A 19,790-nucleotide genomic window follows, 5' to 3' on the forward strand; every position below is an offset into this window, starting at 1 on the left:
TATTGAGTGTGCCTAAAAATAAAATAACAGCAAATATAGGAATATTTTACCTAAAGATAAAGGATTTTTTAATTGAATAATCAATAGAAATTATTAACCGTATTCCGTTTTTCCTCGTTCTTCATTTTTTTTAGAAATCTCGCCTCATGCTTGTTTCCACAGTATCTACGATTACTTTAGAATATCCATGAAAATCTAAAAATCGTTTTAAACCACTATACAAAGTTTCGGTTTCATTAAAGGGAGAGATAATAACTCTTTTAATAGGAAGCTGTTTATTTCCTCGAAGCTTGATGACTGGTCTTATAGTATCATTAGTATTATAAAAACCTAGTGATAAATTTTTTGTAATCTGTTTTTCTTCTTTATCAAAATTACATTGTTCTTCAAAATATTTTTTATCTAATCGAATTACAAATCTTGTTTCTCGTTCATATTTAAAAATTTCATCTTTGAATGCATAGGAATATTTTAATGCAGATTTCCAAAAGTGTGGTTGCATTTCTTTGATTCTTTCTATAATATAGGTTCTTAAGATATTATATTTTTCTTCTTTTTCATAAATACATTTATAATCTACAAATATTGATTCACCACAATCTTTGATACAGTACTCAAAAAAATTACGCAATTGATGGAGATCAAATTCTATGCATATCCCTGAACTTTGAGAATAATAATTCCACATGGGTATTGAATTATCATATTCTGATGCAGAAAATATAAAATATGAAGCATGATAATAGTAATCAGTGTGTTTTTGCTCATTTCTTTCTAGAGCTTTTTTATATTCTTCTAACAAAATTTTATAATTATTTTTGATTTGCTCATCTTGTTCTGTATCAATTAAATTTCTTACAGTATCACACATGGAATGTAAAAAATCTGCGAATTCATTTCTATCGTTTAAATACATGGAATTAGTCAATCGTAAAGAATGGGTTTTGATCATTGAATATAAGGCTGATACAGAAGTAAAATGAAATACTGTAGTTGCATTGGACTTAGAAATTTTTTCTCCTAATACATCATCAATAATATGTTCATAAAAAGATAGCATATCTAATCACTTCCTTCTCTATAATTTTTTTTGTTCAATAATACTCTAATTTTTTTGAAAAAAGTCTAGTTTTTTATAGCTTGAAAGTTAGTATCACTATATTAAACTTATAAATTTATTAACCGTCCCCAGTGTTTCAGTGTTTTACCCTTGTCTAAAAAATAAGATAGATTATTTCTATTATAAAATGTATTGTAAATATTGGCAAATGAATGTTTTGATCAAAGTAAATATAATAAAGATTTATAAATTATTTCATAAAAACAAGGGTATCTTTTTTCGCGTGAAATGAAATTTTTGGCATGAAGTGTGCAAATAAAAAATATAAGGAGGGGTGTGAGGATTGCTCGCAGCTATTTTTGTTGATTTTGTATATTTTTATGATGATATGGCTAGTGTATAGATATTGATAAAAGGAGTGATCATGTGAGAAAAGATAGAAAAATAAAAGAACCTATTATTGCAATTATGAAAGATACAAAAGAAGAAGAGTCTCTTACAAAGGCTTTAGATTTACTTCCTATGAACAAAATTATCCATACAAGTGATATAGTATGTATTACTCCTAATTGGGTAAAAGCAAAGCCTCCTTATACAGCAACAGTAGTAGGACCATATACATTACAAAGATTAATACAATATATAAAAAAAAGAAACCCTAAAAAAATATATATTGCCACAGGCTCAGGAGGAGATCCTACACCTAAAGTTATGAGTACTATAGGTTATGATAAAATTATAAAAAAAGAAGAAGTCGAATTTATTGACTTAAATTATGGTCCATATACAGAGGTTTTTTTAGACCATGATCAACCGATTAGTACCAAAATAAATCAATTAATCGAAAAAATAGATGTTTTAATATCTTTTACACAACTTAAGTATCATGAAGAAGCTACTATAAGTGCTGGAATGAAAAATATTGCTCTTGGATGGCCACCAGCAGAAATTCATGGTTTTCCCAAAAAAAAATTAGGAATTCACGAAGATTTACATGGGTTTATAGAAGCTATGATAAAAAAAATTCCTATTGATCTTACAATTGTGAGTGCAGACAAAACTATGATTGGAACAGGTCCTTCGTCAGGAAAAGCCATAGATACACCAGGACTTATTATAGCGGGGACAGATCCTGTTGCAGTAGATACTATCGGAGCAAGATTACTAGGATTTTTACCTCAGGCTATTTCCTATTTATATAAACTACATAAAGAAGAGATCGGAACAGCTCTTCCAGAAAGAATGGATTTAAGGGGAATTTCATTAGAAGAAGCTGAAAGGATATTTAGTAAAGCTGCATTTGGACAAGAAATTATATTAGATAAAGGGCATATAAAAAATATACATGGAAATAGATAAGTAAGAAACAAATAGTAACCTAGTTTGAAAAATGTAAAAAAAATACGTAAAAATATGATATAATTACAAAAATGTATAAGATAAGTGAAAAAAGGAGGGAATTTAAAATGAAGGTAGAATGGGTAAATCCTTTTATTGAAGCAAGCCAAATGATTTTAAAGCAAATGGCGAATATATCTTGCGAGAAAGGTACAATTCATATAAAAGATGGATCTTTTGATGCTCCAGATGTAATGATTTTAATAGGACTTACAGGAAAACTCAAAGGACAAGCTATTTTAGGAATGAATGAAGAAATGGCAAAAAAAATCGCTTCTCATATGATGTGTGGTATGCTTGTAGATGAATTAGATGAAATGGCAAGAAGTGCTATTTCGGAACTTGGTAATATGATTTTAGGAAATACAGCTACCCTCCTTAGCAACCAAGGTTTTGAGGTAGATATTACACCTCCAACACTATTGGTTGGCAAAAAAGTTTCAATTTCTACAAATTCTAATCAAACAATTACTGTACCTCTAAATACAGATTATGGTATAATTGAACTAGATATTGCAATAAAGGAGTAATGCATATGGCGATTAATGTAGTTTTATTTGAACCGGAGATCCCTCCAAACACAGGAAATATTGCAAGAACTTGTGCAGCCACAGGGAGCAGTCTTCATTTAATTGAACCTTTAGGATTTTCAGTAGATGATAAGCATTTAAAAAGAGCAGGACTTGATTATTGGGATTTGTTAGATTTGAATATTTACCCAAATATAGAAGAATTTCTAAAAGCACATCCACAAGGAAAATTTTTCTTTTCCACTACAAAGGCAGAGAAACTTTATACAGATGTGACTTATGAAGATGAATGTTTCTTAGTATTTGGAAAGGAAACAGCAGGATTACCTAAGGAACTACTTCATAAAAATATGGACAAGGCCATTAAAATTCCTATGATTGAAAATGAAAAAGCTAGATCTTTAAATCTTTCCAATTCGGTAAATATTGTACTCTATGAAGCTTTACGACAAACTGGGTTTATGCATTTGAAATAGAGAGGTAAAACTCTCTTTTTTTGTGAAAGGTAAATGATTCTAAAAATTCAAACAATCAAAATGATATTTTGATTGATATATGCTAAAAAACTCTAAAAAATTAGAATAATGAGTTTTATAAACTCTATTTTAAACTTATCAACATAATACGACATATTTTAATAAATTTAACATAGATTTAACAAAACTAATAAAAAATAGTGTATTATAGATAAGGTGTGAATGCATAATAGAATATAGGAGGGGCATAAATGGAAATATTTTTTGGAGTACTTGGAGGCTTAGGGTTATTTCTTTATGGAATGACCATTATGGGAGATGGTTTGCAAAAATCTGCTGGAGATAAGATGAAGAGAATCATCGAGGTACTTACAAATAACAGAATCATGGCCGTAATTGTTGGATCATTGGTGACTATGATTATTCAAAGTAGTAGTGCGACGACTGTAATGGTAGTGGGATTTGTAAATGCAGGAATCATGAATCTTACACAAGCTACTGGAATCATTATGGGAGCGAATGTTGGAACAACTGTAACGGCTCAAATTGCATCTTTAGAACTTAGCTATATTGCTCCTGCTGTAGTAGGACTTGCAGTTGTAGTTTGGTTATTTACAAATAATAAAAAAACTAAAAATATGGCAGAAATTTTTATAGGTTTTGGTATATTATTTATTGGAATGGATTTTATGAAAGAAGCTGTAAAACCTCTTCGAGAATATTCAGGGTTTAGAGACATGCTATTATCCTTTGGTAGTGGGAATTTTACAGATTCTTTGATGGCTATATTTACAGGGTTTTTTATTACTGCTGTTGTTCAGAGTAGTAGTGCAACTACAGGGATTTTAATTGCGTTAGCTAGTGAAGGCCTTCTTCCTATAGAAGCTTCTTTGCCTGTTATATTTGGAACAAATATAGGAACTTGTGTGACGGCTATGTTATCTAGTATTGGAGCAAATCGTACAGCAAAAAGAGCTGCATTTATCCATTTTACTTTTAATGTGGTTGGAACGCTTCTTTTTATGTTACTTTTTAAGAATATAACAGTGGCTTTTGTACAGAAAGTTTCTCCTACAGATGCAGCAAGACAATTGGCCAATGCCCATACATTATTTAATATTATGAATACGGTGTTGTTGCTTCCATTTGCAGCAATATTAGTAAGATTAGCAAATAAAGTAATTCCTGTGAGTTTAGCAGAACAGAAACAACAAATTGGTATCAGTCATTTAGATGACAGGATGTTAGAAACTCCATCTATTGCTATTGTACAGGTTATAAAAGAAATTTTAAATATGGGAGATTTAGTATTAGAAAATTACAAAACTTCTATGGAAGCTTTCTTTGCACAAAGTGAAAAATTAGCAGACACAACTTTTGAAACAGAAAAAATGATAAATAGAATGGAAAGACAAATTGCAGAATACTTGGTAAAATTATCAAGTACACCTTTATCTGGAAAACAACATGAATTAATAGATGGTCTTTTTAGTACTATTAATGACATTGAAAGAGTAGGAGACCATGCAGAAAATTTAGCAGAACTAGCTGTATTTAGTTCAGATAATAGGCTCATGTTTAGTGAGAAAGCTTTTAAAGATCTACAACATATGCATGATCGAGTAATTAAATCTTATGAGCAAGCAATATTAGCTTTAAGAATAGGAGATGTAAATCTTGCAAGAAGAGTTGTAGAAAGAGAAGGGGAAATTGACCATATGGAAAAATCCTTAAGAGCAAATCATATTGCAAGATTAAATAAGCAACAATGCGCACCGAGTGCAGGAATTATATTTTTAGATATTATTAGTAATTTAGAAAGAATTGGAGATCATGCAGCAAAAATTGCTTTTTCAGTAATTGATTCAGTAGATAAAAAATAGACTTCTTTTCATAAAGAAGTCTATTTTGTTGTAAAATTTCTACATAAATAATAAAATATAAAGAAGGAAACAATGCACTAGGGGAGGAGATCAAAGTGAAACCTATAAAAATTATGACTACGAGTCTAGCAGATGTACCAAAAGAATTAGCAAAAGAATATGATATTACCATATTACCACTGTGTATAAGATTTGGAGAGGAAGAATTTAAAGATGGTGTAGATTTGCATTCAGAAGAATTTTTTCAAAGATTAAAAGATACTGGGGAAGTTTCACAAAGTTCTCAGATTCCTCCAAGTATTTTTATAAAAGAGATGAAAACACTTTTAGAAAAAGGGTACCAAGTCATTTTAGTTAATGGTTCCTCTAAAGTAAGTGGTACTCATCAATCATCTATTATGGCTCAAAATGAGATAGGAAATGAAGATATAACTATCATTGATACTATGGCTTTATCGTATGGATGTGGAATGATTGTAGTAGAAGCTGCCAAGATGGTCAAGGAAGGAAAATCAAAAGAAGAAATTATCAACAGGATAGAAGAAATGAAAGATAAGGTAGATCATATTTTTTCTGTGGATACATTAGATTACTTACAAAAAGGAGGCAGACTAAGTGCAACAAAAGCTACAATAGGAAAAATTTTAAATGTAAAGCCTATTTTAACTATACAAGATGGAATAGTAGAGCCTTTTGATAAAGTAAGAGGAAGTAAAAAAATTATTCCAAGAATGATAGAACTTGCACAAGAAAGAGGTCTTAAAAAAGGATCTGAATATATTTGTGTAGCCCATGGAGGAAACAAAGAAAATTTTAAAAAATTAAAGGAAGAAATAGTACAAGTTTTTGAGACTGAAAATATGATAGAAATGGAAATAGGATGTACCATAGGAACTTATACAGGACCAGGATTTTTAGCTATTATATATATAAAAAATGAATAATAAATTTCCACATTCCTATAATTGTATAGTCCATATAAAAGTAAAATATGAAAAAAATGTTAAAATGTATTGTCAATAGAACTACTTTTATAATATAATGATTATAAAGAAAGTTAATAATAAAAAAAAATAAATGAATATTCTTAATTCTGAATGAAAAATGCGGGAGAGAATCCATAGAGGATCGCCGAAGGGACAAGCAAAAGATATTGCCTATCTTTTGTGAAATTCTCAGGCAAAAGAACTGTATTTGGACAGAACTCTGGAAAGCTTATGAATGGCATCAAAGGAGTATATTTCAATTAAGGAGAAATTCTTAGGGTAAAGACAGAGACATATGGCAATCTAATATTTGTCATATGTCTTTTTATATTCATTAGGGAATTTGATAAACGTTTTCATAAGTTGAGGTGAAAAAATGAAGAATACTATCATTACAAATAATCCTAAAGTTTTTGAAGGAAAGCAGGATAAAACGGATATAATTTATTTAAAGGACGATTCTTATCTTTCAGTACTTTTGTTAGCAAGAGATAAGATACATAAAGGACATAAACTTTTAACACATCCCTTATCTGGAAGTGTAAAGCCCAATGAAACCCCTTATAAATCTATTATAGTAACAGAAAAAAAGAAAGAGGTAGATATAGATTCTATAAGAATAATAGAAGAAAGTATTCAAACGGTTAAAAAGTTTTTGAGTACAAAAAAAACTCCTCTTTGGACAGACAAAATTTTAAAAGACTTTCAATTGATTGATTATTGTTTGATTCAAAGTGCAATTGAAAGTATGACTCAATTTTAGTAAAATTTCAATATGAAGGAGGTAATGAAATGGAAAATTTATATGATGTAGTAATTATTGGAGCAGGACCTGCTGGTCTTTCAGCTGGTCTTTATGCAGCAAGAGCAAAAATGAAAACATTGATACTAGAAAAAGAAAGAGTAGGTGGGCAAATTGTTACTACAAATGAGGTGGTTAATTACCCAGGTTCTATAAAAGATGCTACAGGACCTAGTTTGGTTGCTAGAATGTTAGAACAATCAGAAGAATTTGGAGTGGAAAGAAAAAAGGATACTGTAGTAGATGTAGATTTTACACAAAAGATTAAAGTAATTAAAGGAGAACAAGGAGAATATAATGCTAAAGCTGTAATTATAGCTAGTGGAGCAAAGCCTAAATTGATTGGATGCCCTGGAGAAAAAGAATTAACTGGAAAAGGGGTATCTTATTGTGCAACTTGTGATGCGGATTTTTTTACAGATCTTGAAGTTTTCGTAGTAGGAGGAGGAGATTCGGCTGTTGAAGAAGCTCTTTATCTTACTAAGTTTGCAAGAAAGGTAACTATTGTACATAGAAGAGATGAGTTAAGGGCTGCAAAATCTATTCAAGAAAAAGCTTTTAAAAATTCAAAGATTGAGTTTATGTGGGATACAGGAATTGAAGAGATTAAGGGAGATGGAATTGTAGAATCTGTAGTATTTAAAAACAAAAAAACAGGAGAAGTAACAGAATATCAAGCAAATGAAGAGGATGGAACTTTTGGAATATTTCCTTTTGTAGGTTATCAACCACTAAGTGAAGTTTATAAAGGGAAGATAAATATGAATGATGTAGGCTATGTTATTACAGATGTAGAAATGAAGACAAATGTAGAAGGAGTTTTTGCAGCAGGAGATATTAGAGAAAAATCATTAAGGCAAGTAGTAACTGCAACAGCTGATGGAGCAATAGCAGCTGTGAATGCAGAAAAATACATAGAAAGTCATTTTGAATAAAAAAGGAGGTAGTAGTATGTTATCTGTGAACAAAGAAACTTTTCAAGGAGAGGTACTAGAAGCAAATGGCTATGTTTTAGTAGATTATTGGAGTGATGGATGTGAACCTTGCAAAGCATTAATGCCTGATGTAGAAGAAATTGCTAAGGAATACGAAGAAAAGGTAAAATTCACAAAATTAAATACTACAAAGGCTAGGAGATTGGCTATATCTCAAAGAGTATTAGGACTTCCTACAATTGCTTTATATAAAGATGGTCAAAAGGTAGATGAAGTAACAAAAGAAGATGCAACAAAGTCAAATATTCTTTCTATGCTTCAAAAACATGTGGATTAGAAAATAATCTGTACAGGGGAAACATTTCCCCTGTTGCAGGTTAAAATATAAAGGGAGGTGAATGATGTGCGCCTAGAGTTAGGAAAAATTAATATTTCAGATGTCCAGTTTGGAAGTATTACCAAATTGGAAAATGAAACCTTGTATGTAAACAAAGATGAGATCATAAGTCTTATAATGCAAGACGATCACATCAAACATGTAGAGGTAGAGATTGCAAAACCAGGGGATGAAACTAGAATTACTCCTGTAAAAGATGTCATAGAACCTAGAGTAAAGGTTTCTGGAGAAGGGGGGATATTTCCTGGGATTGTAAACAAAGTTACTACAGTAGGTTGTGGTCGCACACATGTATTAAAAGGAGTTTCAGTAGTTACCTGCGGTAAAATTGTAGGTTTCCAGGAAGGTATTATTGATATGAGTGGTCCTGGTGCAGACTACACTCCATTTTCTAAACTAAACAATATTTGTTTAGTCATTGATCCCATTGATGAACTTAAACAACATGAATATGAAGCTGCTGTAAGAATGGCAGGTCTAAAAGTTGCTACCTTAATAGGGAAAGCAGGAAAAGAAGTAGAGCCTAATGAAGTAGAAATTTATGAAACAAAACCATTGTTAGAAAGTATTGATGAATATCCTGATCTACCTAAGGTTGGATATGTTTATATGCTTCAGACACAAGGACTTTTGCATGATACGTATGTATATGGAGTAGATGCTAAAAAAATTGTTCCCACAATTCTTTATCCAACAGAAGTAATGGATGGGGCAATTCTTAGTGGAAATTGTGTATCAGCTTGTGATAAAAATACCACTTATCATCATCAAAATAATCCTATTATCCATGATTTATATAAAAAGCATGGAAAAGATATCAATTTTGTAGGTATAATTATTACAAATGAAAACGTATATCTTGCAGATAAAGAAAGATCTTCAAATTGGACTGCAAAACTTTGTAAATATCTTGGATTAGATGGAGTGATTGTATCTCAAGAAGGTTTTGGAAATCCAGATACAGATTTAATTATGAACTGTAAAAAAATTGAATCACAAGGAGTAAAAACTGTTATTGTTACAGATGAATATGCAGGAAGAGATGGAGCATCTCAATCTTTAGCAGATGCAGATCCTTTGGCTAATGCAGTTGTAACAGGTGGAAATGCCAATGAAATTATTGTACTTCCACCAATGAAAAAAGTGATTGGAATGTTAGATTATGTAGATAAAATTGCTGGAGGCTTTGATGGAAGCCTAAGAGAAGATGGAAGTATTGAAGTTGAGCTTCAAGTGATTACAGGAGCTACTAATGAATTAGGGTTTAATAAATTATCCACTATAGAATTTTAATAAAAAAAAGAGAGGATGGTAAATATGGGTATGTTTGATGGCAAGAAAGTCATCATCATCGGTGACAGAGATGGTATACCAGGACCTGCTATTGAAGAATGCCTAAAGGCAACAGAAGCAGAAGTGGTATTTTCTTCTACTGAATGCTTTGTCTGAACGGCTGCAGGCGCAATGGACCTAGAAAATCAAAATAGGGTAAAAAATATGACTGAAAAGTATGGTGCTGAAAATATTATCGTACTTGTAGGTGCAGCAGAAGCAGAATCAGCAGGATTAGCTGCTGAAACTGTTACAAATGGAGACCCTACTTTTGCAGGTTCATTAGCAGGAGTCCAGTTAGGACTCAGAGTATATCATGCAGTAGAGCCAGAGTTTAAAGAAGCTGTAGATGAAGATGTATATGAAGAACAAATAGGAATGATGGAGATGGTTTTAGATGTAGATGAAATCATTTCTGAGATGTCATCTATTAGAGAACAGTTTTGTAAATATTAATAATTCCCGTTCAAAAGCCGAAAGGGGGGAAACATGAATGAGCAAAATTAGAGTTGTTCATTATATTAATCAATTCTTTGCAGGAATTGGTGGAGAAGAAAAAGCAGATACAAAACCTGAATTAAGAGAAGGTATAGTAGGACCAGGGATGGCTTTAAAGGCTGCATTTAAAGAAGAAGCAGAAGTTGTAGCTACAGTAATTTGTGGAGATTCTTATTTTAATGAAAACTTAGAAGAAGCTAAGGCTGTTGTTTTAGATATGGTAAAAAAATATGATCCAGATTTATTTATTGCAGGACCTGCTTTTAATGCAGGAAGATATGGTGTAGCTTGTGGAACAATTAGTAAAGCTGTGCAAGATGAATTAGGTATTCCAGTTGTAACGGCCATGTATCCAGAAAATCCTGGAGTAGATTTATTTAAAAAAGATGTATATATTGTACAAACAGGAAATTCAGCTGCTACTATGAGAAAAGCAATTCCTGTTTTATCAAAATTAGCTTTAAAATTAGGAAAGAAAGAAGAAATAGGTTCACCAAGTGAAGAAGGGTATATTTCTCGTGGAGTAAGAAAAAATATTTTTAGAGAAGAAAGAGGATCAAAACGTGCAGTAGATATGCTGATTCAAAAACTTAAAGGAGAAGAATTTGTCACAGAATACCCAATGCCAAACTTTGATCATGTTACACCAGGTAAAGCAGTTGAAGATGTTTCTAAAATAAAAATTGCACTAGTTACTTCTGGTGGAATTGTTCCAAAAGGAAATCCAGATCATATTGAATCTTCAAGTGCATCAAAATATGGAAAATATTCTATTGAAGAATTTGATGATTTAACACATGAAACACATGAAACAGCTCATGGAGGATATGATCCTGTTTATGCCAATGCCAATGCAGATAGAGTACTCCCTGTAGATGTTTTAAGAGATTTTGAAAAAGAAGGGAAAATTGGTAAACTACACAAATATTTTTATACTACTGTAGGAAATGGTACCTCTGTTGCTAATGCTAAAAAGTTTGCAGCACAATATGCAAAAGAATTAATAGCAGATGGAGTAAAAGCTGTTATTCTCACATCTACCTGAGGTACCTGTACACGTTGCGGTGCAACAATGGTAAAAGAAATAGAAAGAACAGGCATTCCAGTAGTACACATGTGTACAGTTGTTCCAATATCGTTGACAGTTGGGGCAAATAGGATTGTACCTACTATTGCTATACCTCATCCACTAGGCAATCCATCCTTAGATCCTATAGATGAGAAAAAATTAAGACGTAAATTGATTGAAAAAGCATTAAAAGCATTAGAGACTGAAGTTGTGGATCAAACTGTTTTTGAAGATTAATCATAAGGCCAGCTGTGTTTTACAGCTGGCAGCTACTTGACTAAAAATAAATGGGTGGTTTTTGATCACCCATTTTATTTTAAATAATATATTTTTACAAAAGCAATTATCAGAAATTTCAATATTTATACATGTAGTCTGTGGCTGCGAGCTGAGAAAGCCTTGCGGCATATGAAATTTTCAAACTATATGGAGGTGGAGAAAAAATGAGTTATGCAGTAATAAAAGGTGCTGGATATGCACTAATCCATACACCAGATATGATTATTCATAATGGAACAACTCAAACAACAGAAAGAAGTACAAATCCTGATTCTGAATATTTAAAAGAATTAAAAAAGCATATCAGAACTTATGAAGAAGCACTGAAATATCCTCCAAATCAAGTTTACATAGGAAATATGACACCTAATGATTTATCTACTTATGAAATGCCATGGTATGATAAGGAAGCCGATATAAAAGAAAGATTTGGAAAGCTTGGAGAAATAATGCCCCAAGATGAATTTATTACTTTGATGAAATTAGTAGATGTTTTTGATTTGGTAAAGCTTGAAAATAATTTTATGCAAGACGTAAAGAAAAAGCTTTTAGACCATCCTTTATTCAAAGAAGATGCAGAAAAATTAAAAGAAGGAGAAACCATAGAAGAAATAGAAAAATTTATTCAATCACAACATGCAGAGGCAATTTACAATGAAGGGAAATTAGTAGGGTGTGTAAAAAGAGCTCATGACCTAGATCATAACTTAACGAGTCATATTTTATTTGAAAATTTAGTTGTAAAAGCATCTGGAGTACTAGCTTTTAAACATTTGATTGATAAAAATAATATTCCTATTGAAGATATAGATTATGTTATTGAATGTTCAGAAGAAGCTTGTGGAGATATGAATCAAAGAGGAGGAGGAAATTTTGCAAAAGCTATTGCAGAGTGTTCAGGGGCTAGTAATGCAACAGGATCAGACACAAGAGGATTTTGTGCAGCGCCTACTCATGCTTTGATTTTAGCAGCTTCATTAGTAAAAGCAGGAACTTATGAAAATGTAGTTATTGTAGCAGGGGGAGCTACTGCAAAGCTTGGTATGAATGGAAAAGATCATGTTAAGAAAGGACTACCTATACTAGAAGATGTGGTTGGAGCATTTGCAATTTTAGTAAGTAAAAATGATGGAATTCATCCTATACTTCGTACAGATTTAGTGGGAAGACATACGGTAGGAACGGGTTCATCTCCACAAGCTGTTATTACATCTTTAGTTACTGCTCCACTGGATAAGGGAAACTTAAAAATAACAGATATCGATAAATACTCTGTAGAGATGCAAAATCCTGACATTACAAAACCAGCAGGAGCAGGAGATGTACCAGAAGCAAATTACAAGATGATAGGTGCATTAGGAGTAAAAAGAAAAGAATTAGATAGAAAAGATCTTTTGAGCTTTGTAAAAAAACATGGTATGGTTGGATGGGCTCCTACTCAAGGACATATTCCTTCTGGTGTTCCTTATATTGGATTTGCTAAAGAAGATCTGACCAATGGGGAATTGAATAAAGTTATGATTGTAGGAAAAGGTAGCTTGTTTTTAGGACGTATGACCAATTTATTTGATGGGGTATCTATTGTCATAGAAAGAAATAATGGAAAAGTGGAAAATGATAGTCAACAAGTATCAGAAGAAAAAATAAAAAGCTTCATAGCAGAGGCTATGAAGGATTTTGCATCACATCTACTTAAAGAATAGGGGGTGATGATTATGAGTGAAAAAATAATAAAGCAAATGATCGGAAAAGCATTTTTAGAGATAGCAGATTCTTTAGAAACAGGAAGTTTTGAAAAAAAAGTAAAGATAGGAGTAACTACTTTAGGAAGTGAGCATGGAGTAAAAAATATGATAAAAGGTGCAGAGTTAGCTAAAAAAGAAGAAAATGTAGAAGTTGTACTTATAGGACCAAAGTTAGAAACTTCATTAGAACTAATAGAAGCAAATACAGAGGAAGAAGCTCACAAAAAAATGGAGGAACTTTTAGATAGTAAATATATTCAAGGTTGTGTAACTATGCACTATAATTTTCCTATAGGAGTTTCTACGGTTGGAAAGGTTATTACTCCTGGATTTGGAAAAGAAATGTATCTAGCAACTACTACTGGAACTTCAGCTACTAATAGAATAGAAGCAATGGTAAAAAATGCTCTATATGGGATTGTTACTGCAAAAACTATGGGAATTTTAAAACCTACTGTAGGAATTTTAAATCTTGATGGGGCAAGACAAGTAGAAAGAGTATTAAAAGAATTAAATTATAATGGTTATGAAATTCATTTTGCAGAGTCTATGCGCTCAGATGGTGGAGCCATCATGAGAGGAAATGACCTTTTAGGTGGTAGTGCAGATGTTATGGTCACAGATACATTGACAGGAAATATTATGATGAAAGTATTTTCATCCTATACAACAGGAGGAAGTTATGAAGCCTTAGGATATGGTTATGGTCCTGGAATAGGAAAAGATTATGAAAGAGTCATATTGATTTTATCAAGGGCATCAGGTTCTCCTGTAGTTTGTAATGCTATAAAATATGCATCTAAGCTTGCTCGTGGAAATCTAGTAGATATAGCAAAAGAAGAATTTGAAAAAGCGAGTAAAGCAAGGTTAGATGATATTTTAAAATCTTTTAGCAAAGAAAATAAAAAAGAAGATGAAAAAGATATAAAAGTACCTCAAAAAGAGGTAGTTACAGGTTCTATAGCTGGAATAGATATTATGGATTTAGAGGAGGCAGTAAAAGTTTTATGGAAAAAAGGAATTTATGCAGAGAGTGGCATGGGTTGTACAGGACCTATTGTACTAGTCAATGAACAAAAGTTAATAATAGCTACAAAAATTTTAGGAGAAGCGGGATTTGTTGCAAAAAAGGGTGATATTTGTTAGAAAATATAAAAATGGCTAAGTAATTTTTACTTAGCCATTTTTATATTTCAATAATAATTGGTAAGATCATAGGCCTTCTTTTGGTTTGACTATAAAGATATTCTCCTAATGATTTTTTAACATTATTCTTAATCGTACTCCAGTCTGAACCTTGGAATTTTTCAGTTGTATTTTTAGTGATATGTCTCATCTCTGATATTAAATCCTCTGATTCTCTTACATAAATAAATCCTCTAGATATAATGTCAGGAGTATTCATAGACATGCCTGTTTCTTTATCAATAGTGATCATAACAATTACCATACCATCTTGGGATAAAAGCTTTCGATCTCGTAATACAATGTTTCCTACATCTCCTACTCCAAGTCCATCTACAAAAACTTGCCCAGAAGGAACACTACCAGTAATTTTTGCATTGAAAGAATCTAATTCCAATACTTTACCAATATTCATAATAAAAATATCTTCTATGGACATTCCTAATTGAAGAGCCAAAAGTGCATGATGTTTAAGGTGCTTGTATTCACCATGAACAGGCATAAAAAACTTTGGTTTCACAAGACTATGAATTAATTTTAATTCTTCTTGACAAGCATGTCCTGAAACATGAATATCTGCAAGAGATTCATATATAACGTCGGCCCCTTGCTGAAATAATTTGTTAATAGTTTTTGAAATCATTTTTTCATTTCCTGGTATAGGTGTTGCTGAGATGACAACCAAATCTCCAGGAATAATTTCTAATTGCCTATGGGTAGAGGATGCCATTCTAGATAATGCAGACATTGGTTCTCCTTGGCTTCCTGTAGTGATAATCATTAATTTTTCTGGTGGATATTTATTAATATCTTTAATATCAATAAATAGTTCTTCAGAAGCACTTAAATAACCTAGTTCAAGTGCAACATTCACTACATTTACCATACTTCTACCACAAACAGCTATCTTTCTATTAAAGTTTATGGCGGCATTGACAATTTGTTGTATTCGATGAATATTGGATGCAAAAGTAGCAACGATAATTCGACCTTCTATATTTATGAATATTTTTTCAAAAGTCTCACCTACAGTTTTTTCAGACATAGTATAACCTTCTCGTTCTGCATTAGTACTATCAGACATAAGAAGCAATACTCCTTTTTTTCCTAGCTCTGCAAAACGTGCTAGATCTATAGGTTTTCCTTCTATAGGAGTATAATCAATTTTAAAATCTGAGGTATGTACTATTACACCGATAGGTGTGTGGATAGCTAATGCTGCTGCATCGGCAATGCTATGACAAGAACGAATAAACTCTACTTGAAATACTCCTAATGAAATCGTTTCACCAAATTGAACAGTTTTAAGTGTTGTATCAGAGAGCATTCCATGTTCTTCAAGTTTGGTTTTTAGTAAGCCTAAAGTAAGTTTTGTTCCAAAAACAGGTACATTGATATCTTTTAATACATAGGGTAAAGATCCTATATGATCTTCGTGTCCATGTGTTAAAACAATACCTTTAATTTTTTTTTGTTTACTTTTCAAATAAGTAATATCTGGAAGAACCAAATCAATACCCAACATTTCATCTTCTGGAAAAGCTATACCACAATCTACTATGATAATATCCTCATCATATTCAAAAACAGTAATATTCTTTCCTACTTCACCTAGTCCGCCAAGAGGTATTACTTTTAAATTTTCTTTGTTTTTAGACATATGAACCTCCATGTTAATTATATTTTTATATAGTATTAATTCAATATTTATTATTGAATAAGAATAAAGGGAACTTTATATTTTGAAACATCATGATCTACATTTTTAGGAAATATTTTAAAATTATCTCATATATAGTATTACCCATTATATCACTATAAAAATTATTTTTATTTTTAAATTTTATAAAATATTTAATAGCTAATTATTATTTGTTTGTGTAAGAGTATTTCTTGTAGTATAAGTAGAAAGTTTATCAAATAAAGTAGAACAGTTTTTATTTAATCCAATAATATTTACTTTTATATTATTTTGATTGAATTTCATCAAAATCTTATCTATAGCACCTACAGCTGAGTCATCCCATAAACGAGCATGTGTAAAATCTATATCTATTTCACTTATCTTTTCTTTAAAATCAAAAGCTTCTATAAAGTCTATAGTAGAAGCAAAAAATATTTGACCCGTAACTGTATAAACTTTTTTATCTTCTTTTTCTGAGTAAAAACTTATAATATGTAGTTTAGATATTTTAGAAGCAAAAAAAAGTCCACTAAGAATAACTCCTATAAAAACACCTATTGCTAAGTTATGAGTAAAAACTACAGTTACAACAGTAACAATCATTACAAAAGCATCACTTTTAGGCATTTTATATAAATTTTTTAAAGAATGCCAATCAAAAGTTCCTATAGAAACAACAATCATAACAGATACTAATGCTGCTATTGGAATTTGAAGTACAAAACTTTTTAATACTAGGATCAGAAACATTAAAAATACACCTGCTGATAATGATGATAAGCGTCCTCTACCTCCTGAGTTTATATTGATTAAAGATTGTCCTAACATAGCACAACCAGCCATTCCTCCCAAAAATCCTGTTACAATATTAGATAGTCCTTGACCTATACATTCAATATTTTTATTGGTAGTTGTATCAGTAAGATCATTTACTAAAGAAGAAGTTAATAATGACTCCAATAACCCAACGATACATAGAGAAACAGAATAAGGAAGTATAACCTTTAAGGTCTTTAGATTAAAAGGAACTTTAGGGATAGAAAATTTAGGGAGTGTTGTTGGAAGACTTCCCATACTTCCAACTGTTCTGACAGAAGCATGTGTATAAATAGAAAAAATGGTGATAGCAATAATAGCTACTAGTGGAGCAGGAATTTTTTTGGAAAACTTAGGAAATAGATAAATAATCAAAAGACCTGCCCCTACCATAAGATACATATTTAAAGAAGCACCTTTAAAATGTGATATTTGAGAATCAAAAATTAGAATTGCTAATGCGTTTACAAATCCTATCATAACAGGACGAGGAATAAACTTCATGAGATTACCAAACTTAAAAAAACCTGCAATGATTTGAATTATCCCAGTGAATAAAGTGGCTAAAAATAAATATTCTACGCCATAATCTTTAACTAATGAAACTACTAAAAGAGCCATAGCTCCAGTAGCAGCAGAAATCATACCAGGAGTAGAACCAGTAAAAGCAATGATTGTTGCTATACAAAAAGATGCATAGAGTCCAACCATTGGATCTACTCCTGCTACGATAGAAAATCCAATAGCCTCTGGAATAAGAGCAATAGCTACTACGATTGATGATAGTAAATCTCCCTTTATATTGTGAAACCATTCTTTTTTATATTTAATTAGATTCAATGTTTGACCTTCTTTCTATAAAATTTGAAATGTAATAGCAATTATTTTTTACAAACAGCAACCATTAGATAATATTTTTTATCTATTTTAGGTATTTCTAATTCTATATCTCTTTGGTGATACATAGTAACTTTTGTAAAGGGCTTTAATATATCTATAAATTCGTATTCTGTGTATTGATAGACATGATATGGATTAGAGCAAGAATGATTTTTTCCCCCAGTATATTTCATTTCACTATCCTTTCTATTTATAATTATTTATAATGAATTATAATTATAACAAATAATGAACAATGTATCAATATGACTTATAAATTTTCTTGTCTCATTATAATAAGTTATATATAATAGGTTTAGTAAATAGTAAAAAGAAGAGGTGGTTTAAAAATCCAATTTGAAGAAAGGGAGATATAAATTGAAGAATGATCAACATCAAGAAGATGAGATTATGACTGTAAGTGAAGTCGCTGAGTATTTGAAAATTAGTGAAGTGACAACTTATAAGTGTGTTCAAGAAGGAAAAATACCAGGCTTTAAGATTGGACGTCATTGGAGAATAAAAAGAAGTGATTTAGTAGAGTTTATTGAAAAACAAAAGCAGGGAGAAAGATTATAGATAAGATATATGATTAAGAAATTAATCCTATTTATTTTGAAGTGAGAAAATTTATAGATATAAGATACTTGATATTTAAACAGTCTGAAACTTCGGCATAGCCGAAGTTTCTTTTGTATATAATAACAAAAGATAGGAAAAGAGAAGGAATTTTAAATATTTTGAAGAATACTAATATTGTAAGAAATGAAAAATATAGGGAGGGGTTTATATGTTTAAAAGAGGGGGTACCTTATTATTGGTATTGCTTTTAACGATGGGTATATTTACAGGGTGTGGAGGGCAACAACCACAACAAAAAAATGAATCAGAAGATAGTCAAGAAAGAGAAGTCTTAAAAATAGGAATGGTAACAGATGTAGGCGGAGTTTATGATAAAGCATTTAATCAATCTGCTTGGGAAGGATTACAAAGGGCAAGAGATGAGCTAGGAATTGAAATAGGATATCAAGAATCTAAACAAGAAGCAGATTATGAAGATAATCTAGAGAGATTAGTAGAACAAGAAAACGATTTAGTATGGGGCGTTGGATATATTATGGGTAAGCAAGTTAAAGAAGCAGCTCTTAATTATCCTGATATAAAATTTGGTATTATTGATAATACATATGATGAGATTCCTAAAAATTTACAACCTGTAATATTTAAAGATCAAGAATCTTCATTTTTAGTTGGATATATTGCAGGAAAGATGACTAAAACAAATAAAGTAGGTTTTATTGGAGGCGTAAAAGGTGATGTAATTGATCGATTTGAATATGGATATATGACAGGAGTAAAATATGCAAATTCTGATTGTGAATTATTATCACAATATGCTGGAGCTTTTGATAAACCAGCAATAGGAAGAAGTATTGCTGAATCTATGTATGGAAAGGGAGCAGATATTATTTTCCATGCATCAGGAGATACAGGAAATGGAATGATAGCCGTAGCCCAGGAAAAAAATAAATATGCTATAGGAGTAGATAGAGATCAAAGTAAAGAAGCTCCGGACCATGTGATTACTTCTGCTATAAAAAAAGTAGACAATGCTATGTTTAATGTGGCTAAAGATTTAAAAGAAGGAAAATGGAACGGAGGAGAAACAATTGTGTATGGATTATCAGAAGGTGGTGTAGATATTGCCCCTACATCTGATAAACATGTTCCAAAAGAAATTTTAGATGAAGTAGAAAAATTAAAGAAAAAAATTATTGATGGAGAAATAAAAATTCCTCAAAATGAAGCGGAATATAAAGCAATGAAATAGTTTCA

The 19,790-nt window shown here is 31.1% G+C and carries 19 protein-coding genes and 1 riboswitch; of the genes, 15 read left to right on the forward strand and 4 right to left on the reverse strand.

The window, feature by feature from the left end:
• Window positions 1–130 precede the first annotated feature (130 nt).
• Window positions 131–1,060 (reverse strand): DUF2971 domain-containing protein, encoded by a 930-nt coding sequence (locus EK368_RS02580; RefSeq protein ID WP_129596176.1) that lies wholly within the window; start codon window positions 1,058–1,060, stop codon window positions 131–133.
• Window positions 1,061–1,486: 426 nt separating this feature from the next.
• Between EK368_RS02580 and EK368_RS02585 the strand changes: the two genes are divergently transcribed.
• The 13 genes from EK368_RS02585 to grdD all read left to right on the forward strand — a co-directional run bounded on the left by EK368_RS02585 (window position 1,487) and on the right by grdD (window position 14,536).
• Complete coding sequence (locus EK368_RS02585) at window positions 1,487–2,419, forward strand: DUF362 domain-containing protein (protein ID WP_243109339.1); 933 nt, start codon at window positions 1,487–1,489, stop codon at window positions 2,417–2,419.
• Between the two features lie 107 nt (window positions 2,420–2,526).
• On the forward strand, window positions 2,527–2,988 hold the full coding sequence (locus tag EK368_RS02590) for a chemotaxis protein CheX (protein ID WP_129596177.1): 462 nt from the start codon (window positions 2,527–2,529) through the stop codon (window positions 2,986–2,988).
• A gap of 5 nt (window positions 2,989–2,993) precedes the next feature.
• Entirely contained in the window at window positions 2,994–3,464 is a 471-nt protein-coding gene (gene trmL, locus EK368_RS02595) for a tRNA (uridine(34)/cytosine(34)/5-carboxymethylaminomethyluridine(34)-2'-O)-methyltransferase TrmL (RefSeq protein ID WP_129596178.1), read from the forward strand.
• A 251-nt stretch (window positions 3,465–3,715) separates the two neighbouring features.
• Complete coding sequence (locus tag EK368_RS02600) at window positions 3,716–5,347, forward strand: Na/Pi cotransporter family protein (RefSeq protein WP_129596179.1); 1,632 nt, start codon at window positions 3,716–3,718, stop codon at window positions 5,345–5,347.
• Between the two features lie 95 nt (window positions 5,348–5,442).
• Window positions 5,443–6,291 carry a DegV family protein gene (locus EK368_RS02605; protein WP_129596180.1) on the forward strand — a complete coding sequence of 283 codons (849 nt, stop codon included), beginning with the start codon at window positions 5,443–5,445 and terminating at the stop codon, window positions 6,289–6,291.
• 153 nt (window positions 6,292–6,444) lie between these two features.
• Window positions 6,445–6,548, forward strand: a riboswitch (glycine riboswitch).
• Window positions 6,549–6,709: 161 nt separating this feature from the next.
• Entirely contained in the window at window positions 6,710–7,096 is a 387-nt protein-coding gene (locus tag EK368_RS02610; RefSeq protein WP_129596181.1) for a GrdX family protein, read from the forward strand.
• A 29-nt stretch (window positions 7,097–7,125) separates the two neighbouring features.
• On the forward strand, window positions 7,126–8,070 hold the full coding sequence (trxB, locus tag EK368_RS02615) for a thioredoxin-disulfide reductase (RefSeq protein WP_129596182.1): 945 nt from the start codon (window positions 7,126–7,128) through the stop codon (window positions 8,068–8,070).
• A gap of 16 nt (window positions 8,071–8,086) precedes the next feature.
• Complete coding sequence (trxA, locus tag EK368_RS02620; protein WP_129596183.1) at window positions 8,087–8,407, forward strand: thioredoxin TrxA; 321 nt, start codon at window positions 8,087–8,089, stop codon at window positions 8,405–8,407.
• Between the two features lie 66 nt (window positions 8,408–8,473).
• Window positions 8,474–9,760, forward strand: coding sequence for a glycine/sarcosine/betaine reductase component B subunit (locus EK368_RS02625; protein ID WP_129596184.1), 1,287 nt, complete (start codon window positions 8,474–8,476; stop codon window positions 9,758–9,760).
• 24 nt (window positions 9,761–9,784) lie between these two features.
• The gene (gene grdA / locus EK368_RS02630; protein WP_129596185.1) at window positions 9,785–10,255 is read left to right on the forward strand and encodes a glycine/sarcosine/betaine reductase complex selenoprotein A; all 471 of its coding nucleotides are present in this window, start codon (window positions 9,785–9,787) and stop codon (window positions 10,253–10,255) included.
• 37 nt (window positions 10,256–10,292) lie between these two features.
• Complete coding sequence (gene grdB, locus EK368_RS02635; protein WP_129596186.1) at window positions 10,293–11,603, forward strand: glycine reductase complex selenoprotein B; 1,311 nt, start codon at window positions 10,293–10,295, stop codon at window positions 11,601–11,603.
• A 206-nt stretch (window positions 11,604–11,809) separates the two neighbouring features.
• A complete protein-coding gene (gene grdC / locus EK368_RS02640; RefSeq protein WP_129596187.1) occupies window positions 11,810–13,348 on the forward strand; it encodes a glycine/sarcosine/betaine reductase complex component C subunit beta in 1,539 nt (512 codons plus the stop codon).
• 12 nt (window positions 13,349–13,360) lie between these two features.
• Window positions 13,361–14,536, forward strand: a complete 1,176-nt coding sequence (gene grdD / locus EK368_RS02645; protein ID WP_129596188.1) for a glycine/sarcosine/betaine reductase complex component C subunit alpha — start codon at window positions 13,361–13,363, stop codon at window positions 14,534–14,536.
• Window positions 14,537–14,576: 40 nt separating this feature from the next.
• Here the strand turns inward: grdD and EK368_RS02650 are convergent, their stop codons facing one another.
• The 3 genes from EK368_RS02650 to EK368_RS02660 all read right to left on the reverse strand — a co-directional run bounded on the left by EK368_RS02650 (window position 14,577) and on the right by EK368_RS02660 (window position 18,148).
• A complete protein-coding gene (locus EK368_RS02650; protein ID WP_129596189.1) occupies window positions 14,577–16,235 on the reverse strand; it encodes a ribonuclease J in 1,659 nt (552 codons plus the stop codon).
• 201 nt (window positions 16,236–16,436) lie between these two features.
• Window positions 16,437–17,915, reverse strand: coding sequence for a SulP family inorganic anion transporter (locus tag EK368_RS02655; RefSeq protein ID WP_129596190.1), 1,479 nt, complete (start codon window positions 17,913–17,915; stop codon window positions 16,437–16,439).
• A gap of 41 nt (window positions 17,916–17,956) precedes the next feature.
• Window positions 17,957–18,148, reverse strand: coding sequence for a hypothetical protein (locus EK368_RS02660; protein WP_129596191.1), 192 nt, complete (start codon window positions 18,146–18,148; stop codon window positions 17,957–17,959).
• A 184-nt stretch (window positions 18,149–18,332) separates the two neighbouring features.
• Between EK368_RS02660 and EK368_RS02665 the strand changes: the two genes are divergently transcribed.
• Both EK368_RS02665 and EK368_RS02670 read left to right on the forward strand, forming a co-directional pair.
• The gene (locus EK368_RS02665; protein ID WP_243109340.1) at window positions 18,333–18,533 is read left to right on the forward strand and encodes a helix-turn-helix domain-containing protein; all 201 of its coding nucleotides are present in this window, start codon (window positions 18,333–18,335) and stop codon (window positions 18,531–18,533) included.
• Window positions 18,534–18,744: 211 nt separating this feature from the next.
• The gene (locus EK368_RS02670) at window positions 18,745–19,785 is read left to right on the forward strand and encodes a BMP family lipoprotein (RefSeq protein WP_129596192.1); all 1,041 of its coding nucleotides are present in this window, start codon (window positions 18,745–18,747) and stop codon (window positions 19,783–19,785) included.
• Window positions 19,786–19,790: the final 5 nt, after the last annotated feature.

The organism is Anaerophilus nitritigenes (assembly GCF_004138215.1).
Taxonomy (GTDB): domain Bacteria; phylum Bacillota; class Clostridia; order Peptostreptococcales; family Thermotaleaceae; genus Anaerophilus; species Anaerophilus nitritogenes.

Excerpts from the sequence above, each read along its gene's own strand:
- EK368_RS02580 (WP_129596176.1), bottom strand. The coding sequence starts at position 1,060 with ATGCTATCTTTTTATGAACATATTATTGATGATGTATTAGGAGAAAAA.
- EK368_RS02590 (WP_129596177.1), top strand. The coding sequence starts at position 2,527 with ATGAAGGTAGAATGGGTAAATCCTTTTATTGAAGCAAGCCAAATGATT.
- trmL (WP_129596178.1), top strand. The coding sequence starts at position 2,994 with ATGGCGATTAATGTAGTTTTATTTGAACCGGAGATCCCTCCAAACACA.
- EK368_RS02600 (WP_129596179.1), top strand. The coding sequence starts at position 3,716 with ATGGAAATATTTTTTGGAGTACTTGGAGGCTTAGGGTTATTTCTTTAT.
- EK368_RS02610 (WP_129596181.1), top strand. The coding sequence starts at position 6,710 with ATGAAGAATACTATCATTACAAATAATCCTAAAGTTTTTGAAGGAAAG.
- trxB (WP_129596182.1), top strand. The coding sequence starts at position 7,126 with ATGGAAAATTTATATGATGTAGTAATTATTGGAGCAGGACCTGCTGGT.
- trxA (WP_129596183.1), top strand. The coding sequence starts at position 8,087 with ATGTTATCTGTGAACAAAGAAACTTTTCAAGGAGAGGTACTAGAAGCA.
- grdC (WP_129596187.1), top strand. The coding sequence starts at position 11,810 with ATGAGTTATGCAGTAATAAAAGGTGCTGGATATGCACTAATCCATACA.
- grdD (WP_129596188.1), top strand. The coding sequence starts at position 13,361 with ATGAGTGAAAAAATAATAAAGCAAATGATCGGAAAAGCATTTTTAGAG.
- EK368_RS02650 (WP_129596189.1), bottom strand. The coding sequence starts at position 16,235 with ATGTCTAAAAACAAAGAAAATTTAAAAGTAATACCTCTTGGCGGACTA.
- EK368_RS02660 (WP_129596191.1), bottom strand. The coding sequence starts at position 18,148 with ATGAAATATACTGGGGGAAAAAATCATTCTTGCTCTAATCCATATCAT.
- EK368_RS02670 (WP_129596192.1), top strand. The coding sequence starts at position 18,745 with ATGTTTAAAAGAGGGGGTACCTTATTATTGGTATTGCTTTTAACGATG.